This window comes from Stenotrophomonas sp. P5_B8, assembly GCF_054049855.1.
In genome coordinates, this window is sequence record NZ_JBFULO010000037.1 from 1 (window position 1) to 17,967 (window position 17,967).

Sequence of the window (17,967 nt, forward strand, 5' to 3'; positions counted from 1 at the left end):
GCTCTTCATGTGCCCGGACGGAGGTGCCTGGAGCCGGCCAGCGGCCGGCACTACCGGCGTCTGCGTTACGCACCTATGCGCTGTCCTGGATTGGAGGCCGCGCCTCGCGCGATGCCGAGCATGGCTCGGCACTACCCGTATTTCCGTTGCGCACGGCCCAGACCGGTGGAAACAGATCGCGACGCTTTTGACGTTGAAACACCGACGCTGTCCCCTTCACCCCCCACCGGCAATAATGGGTCGCCCCACACCCTGAGCCCGCATGACTGCCCGAGAATCCCGCCTCAGCCGCCTGTGGGCGCATGAAAAGGCCAGCTATGGCCTGCGTGTGTTCATCGCGCTGTCGGTGGCCATGGGCATCTGCTGGCACCTGGACCAGTTGCCCGCGCTGCCCGGCGTCTTCCTCGGCATCATCGCCAGCGCCATTGCCGAAACCGACGACAACTGGTGGGGCCGCACCAAATCGGTCGCCCTGTCCCTGCTCTGCTTCGTCATCGCCGCCGCTGCCGTGGTCGAATTGTTTGCCTGGCCCTGGCTGTTCATCGCCGCCCTGGCCCTGTCCACCTTCGGCCTCACCCTGCTCGGCGCGCTCGGCGAACGCTACGCCTCCATCGCCCAGGCGACGGTCACCCTGGCCATCTACACCATGATCGCCCTGGAACAGCATGGCGCCAGCGACCGCGCGCAGGCCTTCAGTGCCGTCAGCCACCTGCTCGCCGGCGCGCTCTGGTACGGCCTGCTCTCCATCCTGTGGACCGCCCTGTTCGCCAACCGCCCCATCCGCGAACGCCTCAACCGCCTGTTCCTCGAACTGGGCCGCTACCTGCAGCTCAAGGCCGACCTGTTCGAACCGGTCCGCGATGCCGACCTGCAGAAGCGTCAGCTCGCCCTGGCCGAACAGAACCGCCGCGTCGTCGAGGCGCTGAACATCGCCAAGACCGCCATCCTCGCCCGCTTTGGCCGCTCCGGCCGGCCCGGCGTGCAGTCCGGCCTGTATCTGCGCATGTACTACATGGCCCAGGACTTCCACGAACGCGCCAGCTCCTCGCACTACCCCTACGGCGCGCTCACCGACGCCTTCTTCCACAGCGACGTGCTGTATCGCTGCCAGCGCCTGCTCTCGCTGCAGGGCGAGGCCTGCGCCAACCTTGGCATGGCCATTCGCCTGCGCCGCCCGTTCCAGTACGGCGAACGCACCAAACAGGCCACCGCCGACCTCACCGATTCGCTCACCTGGCTGCGCGCCCAGCACAACCCGCAGTGGCAACGCCTGCTGTCCTCGCTGGAACTGCTCGGCCAGAACCTGCAGAGCATCGAACGGCGGCTGTCCGAAGCGGCCAATTCCGAAGCCACCCTGGACAACGTCGACACCCGCCTGCGCGACACCAACCCGCACACGCTGCGTGAGATGTTCGTACGCATCCGCCAGCAGCTCACCCCCGGCTCGGTGCTGTTCCGCCACGGCCTGCGCATGGCGCTGGCCCTGGTGGTCGGCTTCGCCGCGATCCGCCTGTTCAACGCCCAGAACGGCGGCTGGGTGCTGCTCACCATCGTGTTCGTGTGCCGCCCGCATTTTGGTGCCACCCGCCAACGCCTGGCCCAGCGCATCGCCGGCACCCTGATCGGGCTGGTGCTGACCTGGGCGTTGATGCAGTTGTTCCAGGACCTGCGCATCGAACTGCTGATCGCCCTGCTCTCGGCGCTGCTGTTCTTCTTCACCCGCAGCGACCGCTACCTGGTGGCCTCGGCGGCCATCACGGTGATGGCGCTGACCTGCTTCAACCTGATCGGCGATGGCTACCTGCTGATCTGGCCGCGGCTGGTCGACACCCTGCTCGGCTGCGCGATCGCCGCCGCGGCCGCGTTCCTGATCCTGCCCGACTGGCAGGGCCGGCGGCTGAACCTGGTGATGGCGCGCGTGCTGGCCAACTGCGCGCGCTACCTGGATGCGGTGCTGGGCCAGTACGGCAGCGGCATGCAGGACGACCTGGCCTACCGCATCGCCCGCCGCGACATGCACAACGCCGATGCCGCCCTGTCCACCGCGCTGTCGAACATGCTGCGCGAACCCGGCCACGTGCGCCGCAACCTGGATGCGGGCTTCCGCTTCCTGGCGCTGTCCAACACCCTGCTCGGCCACCTGTCCGCACTCGGTGCGCACCGCACCCAGCTGGACAGCTACGCGCAGGACCCGCAGGCGCTGGCCGGCGGCGAGCGCGTGGAGCAGGCCATGCAGCAGATCGCCGCCGCGCTGGAACAGCGGCAACCGGTGGAGGAAGCCGACAACGACGGCGACCGCGCCCTGGCCGAGCAGCTGGAACAGGTCACCGACGCCATGCCGCCGAAGCTGCAGCTGATCCGCACCCAGATGGGGCTGATGCTGCGCCTGCTGCCCAAGCTGCGCGGCGCCGMCAACGAGGCCGCGCGCACCCTGCGCTGAGTCCTCCCCCACGACACGTTTGCAACACCCGCGTTGCCATGCGCGCGCCCCGATGGGGCGGAGGCACCCGCTGCACGTTGCCGCTACCGCCGCCCGTGCAGACTCCAGGTGCCTTCCCCGCTCAAGGACACGCACATGCAACTGGATCTCTCCGGCAAGACCGCCTTGGTCACCGCCTCCACCGCCGGCATCGGTCACGGCATCGCCCACGGGTTGGCGGCCGCTGGTGCACAGGTGGTGGTCAACGGCCGCAGCCAGGCCTCGGTCGACAAGGCCCTGGCCGCCCTGCGCCAGGCCCTGCCCGACGCCCGCCTGGTGGGCGCGGTCGCCGATCTGTCCGACGCGGCCGGCGTGGACGCCCTGCTGGCCGCGCTGCCGCCGATCGACATCCTGGTCAACAACGCCGGCATCTTCGGCCCACAGGACTTCTTCGAGACCGATGACGCCACCTGGGAAAAGTACTGGCAGACCAACGTGATGTCCGGGGTACGCCTGTCGCGCGCCCTGCTGCCGGCCATGGTCGAGCGCGGCTGGGGTCGGGTGCTGTTCCTGTCCTCCGAATCGGCCCGCAACATTCCCGCCGACATGATCCATTACGGCGTCACCAAGACCGCCCTGCTCGGGCTGTCGCGCGGGCTGGCCAAGCGCGTGGCCGGCAGCGGCGTCACCGTCAATGCGGTACTGCCCGGCCCGACCCTGTCCGATGGCTTCGCCGCGATGATGGAAGACGAGCGCGCACGCACCGGCAAATCGCTGGAAGACCTCGGCCGCGACTTCGTCATGGCCCACCGCCCCAGCTCGGTAATCCAGCGCGCGGCCAGCGTCGAGGAGGTGGCCAACATGGTGGTCTACCTGGCCTCGGCACAGGCCTCGGCTACCTCCGGCGCGGCGCTGCGGGTGGACGGCGGCGTGGTCGACGACATCCTCTGAGCCGGCAGGGCAACGCGCGGGCGGCGCCGCTGCCATCCTGCGCGAACGGCGACAGTGCTAGGCTGCGCCGGTTCGCAAGGAGTTTCCATGTCCGGCCACAGCCAGTTCGCCCTGCTTAAACAGCGTCGTTTCCTGCCGTTCTTCATCGTCCAGTCGCTGGGTGCGTTCAACGACAACATCTACCGGCAGGCGATCATCGGCCTGCTGTTCTTCCTCGGCACGCCGATCGAAGAACGCTCGCTGTACACCAACCTGGCCCCGGCGATCTTCATCCTGCCCTACTTCCTGTTCTCGGCCCTGGCCGGGCAGATCGCAGAGAAGCTGGAGAAGTCGCGCCTGATCGTGATCACCACCACCATGGAGATCGTGATCATGTCGTTGGCCGCGGTCGGCTTCCTCACCGAAAGCATGCCGGTCCTGCTGGTGGCGCTGTTCTGCACCGGCATGCAGTCCACCTTGTTCGGGCCGGTGAAGTACTCGGTGCTGCCCTCGATCCTCAAGCCTGAGGAACTCACCGGCGGTAACGGCCTGGTCGAGATGGGCACCTCGCTGTCGATCCTGACCGGCATGATCGCCGGCGGCCTGATCTTCCAGCTGGCCGGCAGTCACGGCCCGATCGTGGCCGCCACGGCGGTAATTGCCCTGGCCGTGGCTGGCAACCTCACCGCGCGGATGATCCCCAAGGTCGATGCCGGCGCCCCGGACCTGAAGATCAATTGGAACCCGCTGCCCGAATCACTGGCCGTGCTGCGCATGGCCAAGAAGCAGAAGGCGGTCAGCAACGCGATCCTCGGCGTGTCCTGGTTCTGGTTCGTCGGCACCATGTTGACCTCGCAGCTGCCCACCTACGCCGAGGTCAATCTGGGCGGCGGCTCCACGCTGTATATCTTTGCCCTGGCCCTGTTCTCGGTCGGCACCGGCACCGGCTCGCTGCTGTGCGAAAAGCTCTCCGGGCGTACCGTCGAAATCGGGCTGGTGCCGCTGGGCGCCTTCGGCATGACCGCCTTCATGCTCGACCTGTACTTCGCCCGTGCCGGTGAGTCGGCGGCCGCCGGCATKTCGATCCTGCAGTTCGTGCAGCATGCCGGCAGCGTGCGCATCATCATCGACCTGATCGGCATCGGCCTGTTCACCGGTTTCTTCGTGGTGCCGCTGTTCGCGCTGATCCAGAGCCGCACGCCGAAGTCGGAAATGTCGCGCGTGTTCGCCGCGCTCAACATCCAGAACTCCGGCTTCATCGTATTGGCCGCCATGCTCGGCCTGATCACCCAGCGCCTGCTCGGCTGGACAATCCCGCAGCTGTTCCTGGCGCTGGCCATAGCCAATGCGGTGGTGGCGATCTACATCTTCACCATCGTCCCCGAATTCCTGATGCGTTTCCTCAGCTGGGTGATGGTGCGCGGCCTGTACCGATTGCGCCTGCACGGGATCGAGAACAACGTGCCCGACGAGGGCGCTGCGTTGATCGTCTGCAACCACGTCAGCTACATGGACGCGCTGATCCTGTCGGCGACGATCCCGCGCCCGGTGCGCTTTGTCATGTACTACAAGATCTTCAACATCCCGGTGATGCGCTGGATCTTCCGCACGGCCAAGGCGATTCCCATTGCCGGCGCGCGCGAGGACCCGGCGCTGATGCAGGCCGCCTTCGATGAAGTGGACAAGGCGCTGSCCGAGGGCGAACTGGTCTGCATCTTCCCCGAAGGCGCGCTCACCCGCGACGGCGACATGGCCGCGTTCAAATCCGGCGTCGAAAAGATCCTCGAACGGCGCCCGGTGCCGGTGGTGCCGATGGCGCTGCGCGGGATGTGGGCCAGCATGTGGAGCCGTCGCGACACCCGCCTGGGCCGCATGCGCGTCCCGCGCCGCTTCCGCGCCCATATCGAGGTGGCTGCCGCGCCGGCCGTACCCGGTCGGACCGCCACCGCCGAGGCGCTGGAACAGCAGGTCCGCCAACTCCGCGGGGAAAACGGCTGAGACACTGTGCGGTAGGGATGTAAACGCATACATCCAGCGGCCCATCGGGTAGATTAGCGCCCGGGAAAGCACATCCGCGTAGGCCAGCGCGGGCAGCGGTCGATGCCACTGAGGCATTGACTGCACAAAACCATGATGTCGCCGTCGCATGTGTGCCGTTCACCACGCTCCAACCGAGTCAAACCCACCCTAAAAAATGGAGTTTTCCAAATGAACGCCACTGCTCCGCAGATTCCGAACCACCTGGTCTGGGCCATCCTGGCTACCCTGTTCTGCTGCCTGCCCGGCGGCATCGTCTCCATCGTGTACGCCGCCCAGGTCAACGGCAAGATCGCCGCCGGTGACATCGCCGGCGCGCGCGACTCTTCGGACAAGGCGAAGAAGTGGGCGATGTGGTCGGCCATTGCTGGCGTCGTCGGTCTGGTGCTGTATTTCGTGCTGGTGATGGCGATGGGCGGCATTGGCGCGCTGAGCAACAGCAGCTACTGATGCGTGCCCGGACGGCCTGGCGGCGGAACTCCCACCGGTTCCGCCGCCAGGCCGTTCCACTGTCATGACCCCGCAATCGCGCGCCACCCTCGTCCGTTGGACCCCGACCGCCGCCGTCGCGGGCCTCGCCGTGGGCGCGGTGATCCTCCTGCGCAACGTCAATCCGTACGCGCAGCACAGTGCTCTGCCGGGCTGTCCCCTGTATGCATTGACGGGCCTGTATTGCCCGGGCTGCGGCAGCACCCGCTGCCTCTACTCGCTGGTCCACCTGGACTGGCACGGCGCCCTGGCAATGAATCCCCTGCTGGTGACTGCCCTGCCATTCTTGCTGTTGATGCTGCTGCACGGCGCCGGGGTGCGCATGCGTTGGCTCAACCCGGTGATGCGCGTGCTGGCCAGCCCAGTGTTCTGGCTGGTCCTGCTGGTGGGCTATGCCGTGCTCAGAAACCTGCCGTGGGCGCCATTCTCCTGGCTCGCGCCCGGTTGAGCAGGCGCGCCGGCTGAAACAGCACGGGTTCCCATATCGGTTAGATTACCGCCCAGTGCGGCCGATCCGCGCCATGCACCCCACCCCAAGAACATGGAGTTTGCCCAATGAATGCCACTGCCCCGCTGCCGCCAGCCTCCGGTACCGTTCCGAACTACCTGATCTGGTCGATCGTCGTCACCGTGCTGGCCTTCTTCATGTGCTGCGTGTCGTGCCTGAGCTTCCCGGCGATCGCTACCGGCATCGTGGCCATCGTGTTCGCCAACAAGGTCAACACGTTGCTCAACCAGGGCGACCTGGTCGCTGCGCGCCAGGCATCCAAGAACGCCAAGATCTGGGCCTGGGTCACCACCGGCATCCTGATCGCTTCCACGCTGTTCTCGGTCATCTGGCTGGCCTTCGTCGGCGTCGACGGCTACATGGAGCAGATCCAGCAGTTCCAGCAGCAGATGGAAAGCAGCCACTGATGACGCTGCTGCACGGCAAGCGCTGGTTGCTGGCCGCGCTCCCCCCGGTGGCGATCGCCACCGGGGCGGGGATCTGGGCCTTGCGCCATTTCGATCCCAACGCCGCCAACAGCCCGTTCCCGCCGTGCAGCTTCTTTGCCGTCACCGGTTATTACTGCATCGGCTGCGGACTGACGCGGGCGCTGCACGCGCTGGTCCACGGCGATGTGCTCACCGCGCTGTCGATGAATCCCCTGGCGATGGTGATGCTGGCCATCGCACCGCTGGTGCTGGGCTGGGCACTCGGYTGGCGTCCGCACTGGATGCAGCCGTTGATATCCCTGTTGATGAAGCCTGCCTTCTGGCTGACCCTGTTGCCGCTGTACTGGATCGCGCGCAACCTGCCGTGGGTTCCGTTTACCTGGCTCGCACCGGGCTGATCGCCCCAGCGTCGTGACGACCGCTCAGGTCACCCAGCCGGCAATCACCAGCAGCGCCAGCGCGGCCATCCACAGCAACAGCATCCGCCACACCAGGCTCATCGCATCGCGCAGTTCCGGCAGGCGGCGCCACACCGGCACCATGCCCGCATCGCTGTAATCGTGCGCGTCTTCGCGCAGCTCCGCGCTCACGCTGGCACGCGCCACCGCACCCAGAAACACCGTCGAGCCCGCCCACTGGTTGCCGTGCGCCTGTCGCCACGCCTTGTAGGCCGTATCGAAATTGCCCACCAACGCCATCGACAGCGACATCAGCTGCGCCACCGGCCATTCCAGCCAGCCCAGTACGATGCGCGCCCCGGCCATGCAGTCCACTGTCGCCAGCGAACGCATCGGGCCCACCGCCAGCAACGCCAGCAGCCGATACGCCAACGCACCCACCGGCCCCAGCAACAGAAACCAGAACAGCACCGCGAACCAGCGCCGCAGCGCATTGAGCACCGTCGCCTCGACCAAGGACGGCACGTCCTCGTGCAGGCTGCCACCGGCCGATTGCAGCTGCGCGATCGCCACGTGTCGGGTCGGGGCATCATCGGCATCGATCACCGCCTCGACATCACGGTCCAGATCGCGCGGGCCCCAGCAGATCACCAGCGTGGCCACGCCCAGCAGCAGCGAGGGCAGGCCGAACAGGCGGCCGTGCAGCGCCCACTGCACCAGCAGGAGCAGCAGCACCCACGGCAGCAGCGCCACGATCCAGCCCTGGCGGCCACGCCAGAAGCCCGAGGGTGCCGCGTGCACGTCCAGCCATTGCAGCCAGCGCCGGTACAGTCCGAAGCGGCGCAGCGCCACCGCCGCGACAGGCGCGACATGGCCGAGGGCCAAGGCGACCAGCACGGCGACGAGGGTGGTGAACATGTAAGCCTCCGGCGCGGTTTCTGGCCGCTACTATGCCCTGCGGCCCGGCAATTCCCCGGGGCCGTTGGTAATGTACGCCGTCACGTGTTCAGCCAGCGGCAACGCCGGCTCGCGATCAGCCCACCTGCTGGCGGTACCAGTGTTCGATCAGGCTGCGCGAGATCGAAATCGGTGGCGACAGGCGGATGCCCTGTCCGTCGTCTTCGACATCCCGGGCCAGCGCCGCGCCCACTTCCTCGGCGGTGAACCAGCGGGCATCTTCCAGTTCACCGTTCACCGTCGGCACGTCGTCCTCGGCGGTGGCGGCAAAGCCCAGCATCAGTGCGCCGGGGAACGGCCACGGCTGGGTGCCCAGGTAGCGGCATTCGCGTACGCGCACCTTGCTCTCTTCGAAGACTTCACGCACCACGGTCTGTTCCAGCGACTCGCCCGGTTCGACGAACCCGGCCAGCACCGAGTAGCGGCGCGGCGCCCAGTTGGCCTGGCGCCCGAGCAGCAGGCGCCCGTTGTTTTCCACCGCCACGATCACCGCCGGGTCCACCCGTGGGTAATGCTCGGTGCCGCATTGCGCGCACCGGCCGACGAAGCCGCCGCGCGAGAAGGTGACCGCACCGCCGCAGACGCCGCAGAAGCGCGTGCGCGAGTGCCAGTAGGACATGCCGCGTGCGTAGCAGAACGCACTGGCATCGGCGGCCGACCACGTCGTGGCCGATTCACGAAGGTCCACCCGTTGCGGGGCGGTGACATCCAGGGCGGATGCTTCCAGCGAGAACCAGGCGCGTTCGGCGCGCAGGCCCAGGAAGATCGCGGTCCCCGGCCCCCCGCCCACCTGCGCGCCGGTCAGCGGCAGGGGCTGGCCATCGTCCCCGGCCAGCGCGCGGCCGTCCTGGTCCATGACCAGCACATGCGCATCGGGCCACAGGCGTGCCAACGCGTCGGCGTCATCACGCAGCGTATCGGCACGTTCGAGGGGTTCGGTGGTGAAGGCGAAACCGGACAGCGGCGAAGAAAATCTCGACATACGCAAAGCCTGCCCAACTTCGACGACAGTGGCAAGCACCGGCCCACCCGTCGGGTCGCCGGTGCCGCCCGATCACATGCTGAAACTGCTGCCGCAGCCGCAGGTGGTCTTGGCGTTCGGATTGCGGATCACGAACTGCGCGCCGGTCAGGCTCTCGGTGTAATCGACCTCGGCGCCCATGAGGTACTGCAGGCTCAGCGGATCGACCAGCAGAGTGACTCCGTTGGTGTCCACGGCCAGGTCGTCCTCGGCACGGTTCTCATCGAACTCGAAGCCGTACTGGAAGCCCGAGCAGCCACCGCCCTGGATATAGACGCGCAGGGCAAGCGAGGTACTGGCCTCGTCCTGGATCAGTTCCTTCACTTTGGCCGCAGCGGCCTCGGTGAAGTTCAGGGGACGGTCCAGCGACTGGTAGTTCGGCGCGGGCGCGGGGGCGCCGGGCAGGGAAACAAGCGTGCTCATGTCCCCAGCATGGGGGCGCATGAGCACGCTTTCAAGCGATTGCCCGTTCAGGCCATCGCGTCGGCAAGCTTCTTGCGGGCGCTGCTGTCCTTGCCCTTGTCGGCGTTTTCATCGGCCGGCGGCGGCAGGGCCATCTGGGCGTTGCCGTGGATCAGGCGACCGGTCAGCTGGGCCCCGGCGTTCATTTCCACCACCTGATAGTGGATGTTGCCGGTCACCCGCGCGGTCGGGGTCAGCTCGACCTTCTCGCTGGCGTGCACATCCCCGTCCAGGCGGCCGCTGATGACCACCACCTGGGCACGGATCTCACCCTCGATGCTGCCCTGCTCGGCCAGCGTCAGGGTGGCATTGGCTGCGCCGTCGGCGGCGATCACCTTGCCCAGGATGGTGCCTTCCACGTACAGGCCCCCACTGAATTCCACATCACCGCGGATCACCACCTGCGCGCCGATCAGCGCGTCCACGACCAGATGTCCGTCGCGGTTGGATTTATTGCTGCCAAACATGGGCTTACTCCCCTTCTTTTGCCGATGGTGCAGCCGGTGCGCCGGCCTGCTTCCAATCAAAAACCTGGGTGGCGCCCCCCGCGCCCGATCCCAGCGTGACCCGCACACGTTGCGGGGTGAAGTCTTTCGGCAGGATGATGCTGCCGGTGAGCTGCTGGAAGTACCGGAAGGAATAGTCCTGGCCCGGTACCTTGGTGCGCTGGTGCAGCTCGTCCCAGCTGACCGAGGTCAGCTTGCCGCCTTTGACGCCTTCTACGGTGAAACGCATCTGGCCCTGGCTGATCGCGCCACGGTTCAGGTTCTGGGTGAGCACCACCGCGTACTGCCAGGTGCCGCCGGTTTCCGGGGCAAACTCGACCGAATGGGTGTTCAGGCCCTTGCGCTGGCTGGTCGCCCCGACCAGACGCTCGTAGAAGGCCACGTCCGCGCGCAGCCCGGCGATCTCTTCATCGCGCTCGCCCAGCGAGGTCTGCACTTCATTGTTGGCCGCGCGGCTGATGCGGTCGGAGGCCTGCAGCGTGGCCTGGCGCTGCTGCAGTTCCACCACCTGCTTGTTGAGCGCGTCCGCGTGCGCCTGTGCGGCGTCCAGCTGCTTGCCCACGTCGCCGCCGGGGCCGGCGGTCCAGCGGCCGACCAGCACCGCCACGATCAAGGTGACCAGCCACACCCCGGCCAGGATGGCCAGGCGACGGCGATCGGGCGCGGGCGCGTTGCCGGGCCGGCGGATCTGGATACGGGACGGTGTGGGGTTGCTCATGGCGGATGTCCGCGGCAGCGCCCAAGGCGATACCGGCACGGCCTCTGTCGGAACGATCGACTGGTTAGTGTAAGTCAGGGTCGGCCCATTTCACGCGCCCCGGGGCGTGGCCGGCGGTGGCGTTCATCGACGTCATCCCCGATAGTGTGGGCCTGTGCACACTTTGCAGGCGGAGCGCATCCCATGACCGAAGCCCATCTGTTCGTCATCGGCATCCTGCTGGCCTGGCTGGCCGGCATCCGCGCGTACCTGACCGTATTCGGCGTGGGCCTGGCCGGGCTGCTCGGCTGGGTCGATCTGCCGCCGGCGCTGCAGGCCACCCAATCCTGGTGGGTGCTGGGCACCTCGGCGGTGCTGGCCATCGCCGAGTTCTTCGCCGACAAGATCCCCGGGGTGGATTCGGTCTGGGACCTGGTCCAGACCCTGGCACGGGTCCCGGCTGGCGCCTTCCTGGCCGCGGCCACGTTGTCGCCCAGCGGCGAGCTCAGCGGCACCGCGCTGGTCGCCGGCGCCGGGGTGGCACTGGCCAGCCATGGATTGAAGTCCGGCACCCGCGCCCTGCTCAATACCTCGCCCGAACCGGCCAGCAACTGGATGGCCTCGGCCGCCGAGGACACGGTGGTGGTCGGCGGGCTGGCGCTGGCACTGGCGCATCCGTGGCTGGCCCTGATCGTGGTGATCGGCTGCAGCCTGGCCGGCGCGCTGGTGGTGTGGCTGGTCTGGCGCACCTTGTGGAAAGGCATGCGCTGGCTGCTCGGGCAGGCCAGCCCAGCGCCGGATGTACTGACGAACCGCGACGTGCTGCCACCGTAAACCGGAGCACGCACGGCATAATTGCGCCGCAGACTGGGAGTACTGATGGCCGTCACCGAAAACGTTGTTGCATCCGCCCGCGCCACGCGCGCTGAAACCCCGCCGGCCGACCATTGGCAGCGCTGGGTCGGGACGCCCGCGCCCGTCGCGGCGCCGAGCAACGTGGTGCCGCTCACCGCTGCCATTGCCGTTGCACCGATGCCGCCGCCGATGCCGCCCCTGCCCGCTCTGGAAACGTCCCAACCGGACGACGGCGCCACGCCGCTGGCCCTGGATGCACCGTATCGGGTACTGATCGTTGAAGACGACCGCTCGCAGGCCCTGTTCGCGCAGAGCGTGCTTCACGGCGCCGGGATGGAAGCCATCGTGCACAGCGATGCCGAAGGCGTGCAGCAGGCGATCGCCGAGAACCGCCCCGACCTGATCCTGATGGACCTGCACCTGCCCGGCCTGGACGGCATGCGCCTGACCGCGCTGATCCGCCAGCAACCGGGTCAGCAGCTGCTGCCGATCGTGTTCCTCAGCGGGGACCCGGATCCGGAGCGCCAGTTCGAAGTGCTCGACAGCGGCGCCGACGATTTCCTCAGCAAGCCGATCCGTCCGCGCCACCTGATCGCCGCCGTGTCCAACCGGATTCGCCGCGCCCGTGCGCAGGCCGCCTCGCAGCCCGGCGCGCACGGCGCCCCGGCGATGAACAATCCCGAGACCGGCCTGCCCACCCGTCACCACGTGATGCAGCAGTTGGCCGCGTCGCTGGCGCACCGCGATCACGGCGGGCTGTTCTTCATCGAAGTGGCCAGTGCGCTGGGCCTGCGCGAACGCTACGGCTATGCCGCGTTCGAGCGGCTGATGGTGCAGGCCGCGCAGCGCCTGGCCGATGCAGCGCAGCCGCACCTGCTGGCGCGCTTGAACGACAACAGCTTCCTGGTGCTGGCGCGTGGCGTCGACGAGGAAAGCCTGGACAAGATGGCCCAGCACCTGCGCGAGCAGCTGTCCGCGCGCGCGTTCGTGATCCGCGATGACGAATCGGTGCACCTGCGCGGGGTGGTCGGGCATGCGCAGCTGTCGCTGGGCTTCAGCGATGCCGGCACCGCGCTGGAAGCGGTCGAGCGCACCACGCTGCAGGCCCGGCTGCTCAGCGCCGGCGTGGCCGCGCACGTGCGCCGCGAGGATGTCGCCGCACAGGAACACCTGGCCCTGCTGGAAGGCCAGCTCGAACTGGCCTACCAGCCGATCGTGGCCGTGGCCGGTGGCGACACCGCGCAGTACCAGGTGCTGCTGCGGCTGCGCCAGGCCGATGGCAGCGTGCTCACTGCCGGCCAGGTGATTCCCGCCGCCGAAGCGGCCGGGCGCATCGCCGACCTGGACCAGCAGGTCCTCGATCACGCCCTCGGGCTGCTCGATCTCTACCGCCACGCCACCCAGCCGTTGCATCTGTTCGTGTCGCAGTCGCTGCGCACGCTGGCGCGCGACGCCTTCGCCGACTGGCTGCTGGAATCGCTGGAACGTCGCCAGATCCCCGGCAGCGCGGTGGTCATCGACGTACGCCTGCCCGACGCGCTGATCCACACCGTCACCCTGCAGCAGTTCTGCGCGCGCATGAGCGCGGTGGGCGTGCGCTTCTGCCTGAGCCAGTTCGAGCCGGGCAGCGACGCCAACGCGCTACTGACCCAGCTTCCACTCACGTATGTGCGCATGGCAGCCCGCTTCTCCAGCGCCCATGCCAACCAGCACACCCGCGACGAGCTGCGCGCGGCGATCGAAAACGCGCACCGCGCCGGGCTGCAGATCATTGGCCAGCAGATTGAAGATCCGCAGGCTGCCGCCGCGATGTGGATGGGCGGGGTCGACTTCATCCAGGGCAACATGGTGCAGTCGGCGGGCAGTGAACTGAACTTCGACTTCCACAACGCGGTGTTGTGAGCATGACGACCCACGGACGGGTTCCACGCGCACTCTGGCTGGCAGCGATGGCCGCCGCCGTTGCAGGCACGGCCGCGATCCTGGCCGCCCTCGGCAGCCGCGGGCCGTGGCCGCTCATCGCCGCCGCCGCTGCCGTGCTGGCGATGATCGCCAGCCTGACCTGCGTGCAGCACTGGCGCGACACCCAGCAGCGGCTGCAACAGCTGCAGCGGCGCGGCGATGCGCTGGCCCGCGAGCGCGACCAGCTGCAGCACGCGGTGCAGCAGCAGGATGTACTGGAGCAGGAACTGCTGCGCGCCAAGCAGGCGGCCGAAGCCGCCGCGCTGGCCAAGGGCGAGTTCCTCGCCACCATGAGCCACGAAATCCGCACCCCGCTCAACGGCATCCTGCCAATGCTGGACCTGATCGCAGGCGGCCAGCTCGGCAACGACCAGCGCCAGATGCTGCAGACCGCCACGGTCAGCTCGCAGCAGCTGCTGCGCATCGTCGATGACATCCTCGATTACTCCCGTCTGGAGGCCAAGGGCCTGGACCTGGAGATCACCACCTTCAACCTGCGCGAACTGCTCGAAGGCCTGGTCCAGCTGATGCAGCGCACCGCCGATCCCAAGGCGCTGATGCTGTCGCTGGAACTGGACCCGGCGGTGCGGCTGTCGGTGCGGGGCGATCCGGTGCGGCTGCGCCAGGTGCTGGGCAACCTGCTCGTCAACGCGATCAAGTTCACCGAGCGCGGCCAGATCCGCGTGCGCGTGCAGCGCCAGGGCGAAACCAGCGCGCAGCATCAGTTGCGCTTCGAGGTCATCGACACCGGCATCGGCATCGACGCGGCCCTGCAGTCGCGCCTGTTCCAGTCCTTCAGCCAGGCCGATGCGTCCACCACGCGCATCTACGGCGGTACCGGGCTGGGGCTGGCGATCTGCAAACGCATCATCGACCTGATGCACGGACGCATCGGCGTCACCTCCACGCCAGGCCAGGGCGCCACGTTCTGGTTCGAGATTCCGCTGTTGAAAGTGATCGGCGACCTGCCCACGCTCGGCAGCGGCATCGGCACCACCCGCGCCCTGCTGGTCAGCACCGATGCACCGTTGGCCGCGCGCCTGGAACGCGTGCTGGAGCACCACGACGTGCGCCTGCACGTCGTGGACAGCGCCTCGACCGCACTGGACATCCTGCGCGCGCCGCAGCGCCCCGGCATCGAACCGGCGTTGACCTGGGTGATCGCCGACACCGACGCGCTGCGCCACGGCGCCATCGCGTTGCACCGGGCGGTCCTGCGCGACGCACGCGATCCCATCCCCAAACTGCTGTGGCTGCAGGGCAAGGACGCGCTGGCACCGGTGCTGCTCGGCGATGCGCTGGCGTTGCCACGCGACGCCGCCGACAGCGAGCTGCATGCGCTGCTGCGTCCCGCCAGCGCGCCCGCGCGCCCCGCGCCGCTGCTGGCTGATGTCGAGGCCGATGCAGGTCGCGAGCCGTCGCCACAGCTGGGCCTGCGCGTGCTGCTGGTGGAAGACAACAGCGTCAACCTGGCCGTCGCCCAACGCTTGTTGCAGGTGCTGGGGTGCAGCGTGGTGACCGCCAACGATGGCGAGCAGGCATTGCAACGCCTGGATACCCAGCGCTTCGACCTGGTGCTGATGGATTGCCAGATGCCGGTACTGGATGGCTACCAGGCCACGCGTCGTTGGCGCGCGCGGGAAACCGGGAACGGTGCCGCGCGTCTGCCGGTAGTGGCGATGACCGCCAACGCCATGGCCGGCGACCGCGAGCGCTGCCTGCAGGCCGGCATGGACGATTACCTGTCCAAACCGGTCAACCGCGCCTCGCTGCAGGCGTGTCTGCAGCGCTGGCAGGGCGAGGCGCCGGCGGTACACACGCCGGTGCAGGCACTGCGCGAGCCCGATCCGGCCGACATCGCCGCAGGCTTGGCCGCCCTGGGCGCGGCCGGCGTCGGCGAGAACGGCGACGAGCCGCTGCCGGTGCTGGACAACAGCGTGCTGGATGAACTGCTGGAGGTGATCGGTGCGCAGACCGCGCAGATCATCGGCGTGTTCCTGGACGACACGCCCGCGCTGATCCAGCAGTTGCAGGATGCCTCGGTCGCCGCCGACCTGGACCAGCTGCGCGCCATCGCGCACAGCCTGAAATCGGCCAGCGCCAATGTCGGGGCCATCGCCCTGTCGGTGGCCGCACGTCGGATCGAACACGACGCACGCGCCGGCACGCTGGAGCGCCCCGCCGTGGCCGTGGCGCTGTTGATCGCCGAGTTCGCCCGCGCGCGGATCGCGCTGGCCGGCTATCAGAACGGCCTGCGCGCCCCGCTGCAGGGCTGACTCAGTCGTCCAGCTTGGTGAGCAGGTAGTTCGGCTCGCTGATGCGCTCGATCAGATCCAGCTGGGTTTCCAGCCAGTCGATGTGCTCCTCTTCGGAATCCAGGATCTTCACGAACAGCTGGCGGCTCACGTAGTCGCCCACGGAGTCGGCATACGACACCGCATCACGCAGGGTGACCACACCGTCGCGCTCCAGCGCCAGATCGCATTGCAGGATCTCGGTCGGGTTCTCACCGATGCGCAGCTTGCCCAGCGCCTGGAAGTTCGGCAGGCCTTCGAGGAACAGGATGCGATCGGACAGCATGTCGGCATGCTTCATCTCTTCGATCGATTCCTTGTACTCGTGGTCGGCCAGTTCCTTCAGGCCCCAGTTCTTCAGCATCTTGGCGTGCAGGAAGTACTGGTTGATCGCGGTCAGCTCGTTGTAGAGGACCTTGTTGAGGAATTCGATGACTTTGGCGTCGCCCTTCATGAGCTGCTCCTGCTGCGTGTGAACGCGCGCACTGTAGCGCTTCGGGCGAAACCATGAAGGAACGCGAATCGTGCTCAGTTGCGCCGTCGCGCAACTGGGCACGACGCCTACGATCCGCTAGCAACCCGGGGTCGGTGGGTTGCCTCCACACCTCCGCGCGCTTTGGCGCGCCCCCTGTACTCCAAGGGAGCTCTCCACCCGACGGGATAGGTTGAGTCCACGCAGCGCGGATTAAAGGACCACGCAACGCGCCGCCTTGCGGGGCGGTCTCGGTCGTTCTTTCAAGAGAAACCCAGCAGGCACCGCGCAGTTGCGCGGAGAGGTACCTCAGGCAACTTGGGCCAGGCCCAACACCGGCAACGGCAGGTCGTGGGTGGCGCTGAACTTGGCCAGCAGGTCGGCCGCCATATCCAGGCACGAGCCGCAGGTGGCACCACAGCCGGTACGCATGGTCAGTTCGGACACGCTTGCGACACCGCTTTGCGCGGCTTCGCGGATCTGGTGGTCGGTAACCCCGTTGCAGATGCAGACGTACACGTGCGGACTCGGCAGACAGGCCCGGATCGGCCTGCCGCTATTCAAATCGAAACGAGAATGGTTGTCAATTTCGTATCTGAATCATTCTCGATACGGTTCAGCGACCCGGTGCACACCCTCCGGACTTGGCGGCAGATCGTCGACCGGACCGGCCCCTGGAGCCACGATCTGGGTCGTGGCGCCGTCTCAGGGGGTGCCCGGCTCGGCCTTGGCCTTCTTCGGCCAGTAGCCCCGCTTGGGCGGCGGAGTGCTGCGCTTGCGCGGCCGATCATGCCCGGCCGTGTTGCCGGGCATCCAGGCCTCCTGGGCGGACTTGGGCATCGATTCCACCCCGGTGCCGGCCACGCCCCGCGCCAACGGCGCCAGATGGCGCAGCGCACGTGCATAGACCCCGCGCTTGAACATCACCACATGCTCGACCGGGTACCAGAAATCCACCCAGCGCCACTGGTCGAACTCGGGGCTGTCGGTATGGTCCAGCGACACATGGGATTCGTCGCCGGCCAGCCGCAGCAGGAACCACACCTGCTTCTGGCCGATGCAGACCTGTTTCTCATTGCGGCGGATGGCCCGTGCCGGCAGCCGATAGCGAAGCCAACCCGGCGTCGCCCCGAGCACTTCGACGTGCTCCGGCAACAACCCGGTTTCTTCGTGCAACTCGCGATACATGGCTTCGACAGGCGTCTCGTCGGTATTCATRCCGCCCTGCGGGAACTGCCAGCCGTCCCGGCGCACACGTCGCGCCCAGAACACCTGCCCGTCTTCCCGCATCAGCACAATACCGACGTTCGGTCGATAGCCGTCCGGATCGATCACGATGCGGACTCCTAGAAAAATCTACTGTCCGGGACTGTGACACGCCGGCTGTCCACTCACAAGCGTGATGAAAAAGTGTTGACAGATCCCGGATACATCTCCAGAATTACCGGCTCCCTAGGCTATGTAGCTCAGCCGGTTAGAGCACAGCACTCATAATGCTGGGGTCGGTGGTTCGAGTCCACCCATAGCCACCA

General features: G+C 67.6%; 18 protein-coding genes and 1 tRNA gene. 11 read left to right on the top strand and 8 right to left on the bottom strand.

Features of this window, described 5'->3' with window-relative positions; genetic code table 11:
- Nucleotides 1-262: 262 nt before the first annotated feature.
- The 7 genes from yccS to ACXJKH_RS03850 all read left to right on the top strand — a co-directional run bounded on the left by yccS (nt 263) and on the right by ACXJKH_RS03850 (nt 7,209).
- Nucleotides 263-2,440 carry a YccS family putative transporter gene (gene yccS, locus ACXJKH_RS03820; protein WP_457318364.1) on the top strand — a complete coding sequence of 726 codons (2,178 nt, stop codon included), beginning with the start codon at nt 263-265 and terminating at the stop codon, nt 2,438-2,440.
- Between the two features lie 135 nt (nt 2,441-2,575).
- Complete coding sequence (locus tag ACXJKH_RS03825) at nt 2,576-3,370, top strand: SDR family NAD(P)-dependent oxidoreductase (RefSeq protein WP_457318365.1); 795 nt, start codon at nt 2,576-2,578, stop codon at nt 3,368-3,370.
- Between the two features lie 87 nt (nt 3,371-3,457).
- Entirely contained in the window at nt 3,458-5,347 is a 1,890-nt protein-coding gene (locus tag ACXJKH_RS03830; RefSeq protein WP_457318366.1) for an MFS transporter, read from the top strand.
- A 210-nt stretch (nt 5,348-5,557) separates the two neighbouring features.
- On the top strand, nt 5,558-5,836 hold the full coding sequence (locus ACXJKH_RS03835) for a CD225/dispanin family protein (protein WP_457318367.1): 279 nt from the start codon (nt 5,558-5,560) through the stop codon (nt 5,834-5,836).
- Between the two features lie 64 nt (nt 5,837-5,900).
- On the top strand, nt 5,901-6,323 hold the full coding sequence (locus ACXJKH_RS03840; protein WP_457318368.1) for a DUF2752 domain-containing protein: 423 nt from the start codon (nt 5,901-5,903) through the stop codon (nt 6,321-6,323).
- A gap of 107 nt (nt 6,324-6,430) precedes the next feature.
- A complete protein-coding gene (locus ACXJKH_RS03845) occupies nt 6,431-6,790 on the top strand; it encodes a CD225/dispanin family protein (protein ID WP_457318369.1) in 360 nt (119 codons plus the stop codon).
- Entirely contained in the window at nt 6,790-7,209 is a 420-nt protein-coding gene (locus ACXJKH_RS03850; protein ID WP_457318370.1) for a DUF2752 domain-containing protein, read from the top strand. The genes ACXJKH_RS03845 and ACXJKH_RS03850 overlap by 1 nt, the downstream gene beginning before the upstream one ends.
- A gap of 24 nt (nt 7,210-7,233) precedes the next feature.
- On the opposite strand, the gene ampE is transcribed toward ACXJKH_RS03850, so the two are convergent.
- The 5 genes from ampE to ACXJKH_RS03875 all read right to left on the bottom strand — a co-directional run bounded on the left by ampE (nt 7,234) and on the right by ACXJKH_RS03875 (nt 10,873).
- Nucleotides 7,234-8,127, bottom strand: coding sequence for a regulatory signaling modulator protein AmpE (gene ampE, locus ACXJKH_RS03855; RefSeq protein ID WP_457318371.1), 894 nt, complete (start codon nt 8,125-8,127; stop codon nt 7,234-7,236).
- A 115-nt stretch (nt 8,128-8,242) separates the two neighbouring features.
- Nucleotides 8,243-9,154, bottom strand: coding sequence for an NAD(+) diphosphatase (gene nudC / locus ACXJKH_RS03860; protein WP_457318372.1), 912 nt, complete (start codon nt 9,152-9,154; stop codon nt 8,243-8,245).
- Between the two features lie 66 nt (nt 9,155-9,220).
- Nucleotides 9,221-9,610: an iron-sulfur cluster insertion protein ErpA gene (gene erpA / locus ACXJKH_RS03865; RefSeq protein WP_256776573.1), complete on the bottom strand. Its 390-nt coding sequence runs from the start codon at nt 9,608-9,610 to the stop codon at nt 9,221-9,223.
- A gap of 47 nt (nt 9,611-9,657) precedes the next feature.
- Nucleotides 9,658-10,116 carry a bactofilin family protein gene (locus tag ACXJKH_RS03870; RefSeq protein WP_256776572.1) on the bottom strand — a complete coding sequence of 153 codons (459 nt, stop codon included), beginning with the start codon at nt 10,114-10,116 and terminating at the stop codon, nt 9,658-9,660.
- Between the two features lie 4 nt (nt 10,117-10,120).
- Nucleotides 10,121-10,873 (bottom strand): DUF6776 family protein, encoded by a 753-nt coding sequence (locus ACXJKH_RS03875; protein ID WP_256776571.1) that lies wholly within the window; start codon nt 10,871-10,873, stop codon nt 10,121-10,123.
- 183 nt (nt 10,874-11,056) lie between these two features.
- Here ACXJKH_RS03875 and ACXJKH_RS03880 point away from each other — a divergent pair, with 183 nt between their 5' ends.
- The 3 genes from ACXJKH_RS03880 to ACXJKH_RS03890 are packed head-to-tail and all read left to right on the top strand — an operon-like array spanning nt 11,057 to nt 15,945.
- Nucleotides 11,057-11,686, top strand: a complete 630-nt coding sequence (locus ACXJKH_RS03880) for a DUF4126 domain-containing protein (RefSeq protein WP_457318373.1) — start codon at nt 11,057-11,059, stop codon at nt 11,684-11,686.
- Nucleotides 11,687-11,707: 21 nt separating this feature from the next.
- A complete protein-coding gene (locus ACXJKH_RS03885; RefSeq protein WP_457318374.1) occupies nt 11,708-13,609 on the top strand; it encodes an EAL domain-containing protein in 1,902 nt (633 codons plus the stop codon).
- A gap of 38 nt (nt 13,610-13,647) precedes the next feature.
- Entirely contained in the window at nt 13,648-15,945 is a 2,298-nt protein-coding gene (locus tag ACXJKH_RS03890; RefSeq protein ID WP_457318375.1) for an ATP-binding protein, read from the top strand.
- 1 nt (nt 15,946) lies between these two features.
- Here the strand turns inward: ACXJKH_RS03890 and bfr are convergent, their stop codons facing one another.
- From bfr to ACXJKH_RS03905, 3 genes are all read right to left on the bottom strand, one after another.
- The gene (bfr, locus tag ACXJKH_RS03895; protein WP_038685798.1) at nt 15,947-16,417 is read right to left on the bottom strand and encodes a bacterioferritin; all 471 of its coding nucleotides are present in this window, start codon (nt 16,415-16,417) and stop codon (nt 15,947-15,949) included.
- A 327-nt stretch (nt 16,418-16,744) separates the two neighbouring features.
- Complete coding sequence (locus tag ACXJKH_RS03900; protein WP_038685797.1) at nt 16,745-16,954, bottom strand: (2Fe-2S)-binding protein; 210 nt, start codon at nt 16,952-16,954, stop codon at nt 16,745-16,747.
- Between the two features lie 186 nt (nt 16,955-17,140).
- On the bottom strand, nt 17,141-17,770 hold the full coding sequence (locus tag ACXJKH_RS03905; protein ID WP_256776567.1) for an RNA pyrophosphohydrolase: 630 nt from the start codon (nt 17,768-17,770) through the stop codon (nt 17,141-17,143).
- 120 nt (nt 17,771-17,890) lie between these two features.
- Here ACXJKH_RS03905 and ACXJKH_RS03910 point away from each other — a divergent pair.
- Nucleotides 17,891-17,967 (top strand) — tRNA-Met (locus ACXJKH_RS03910).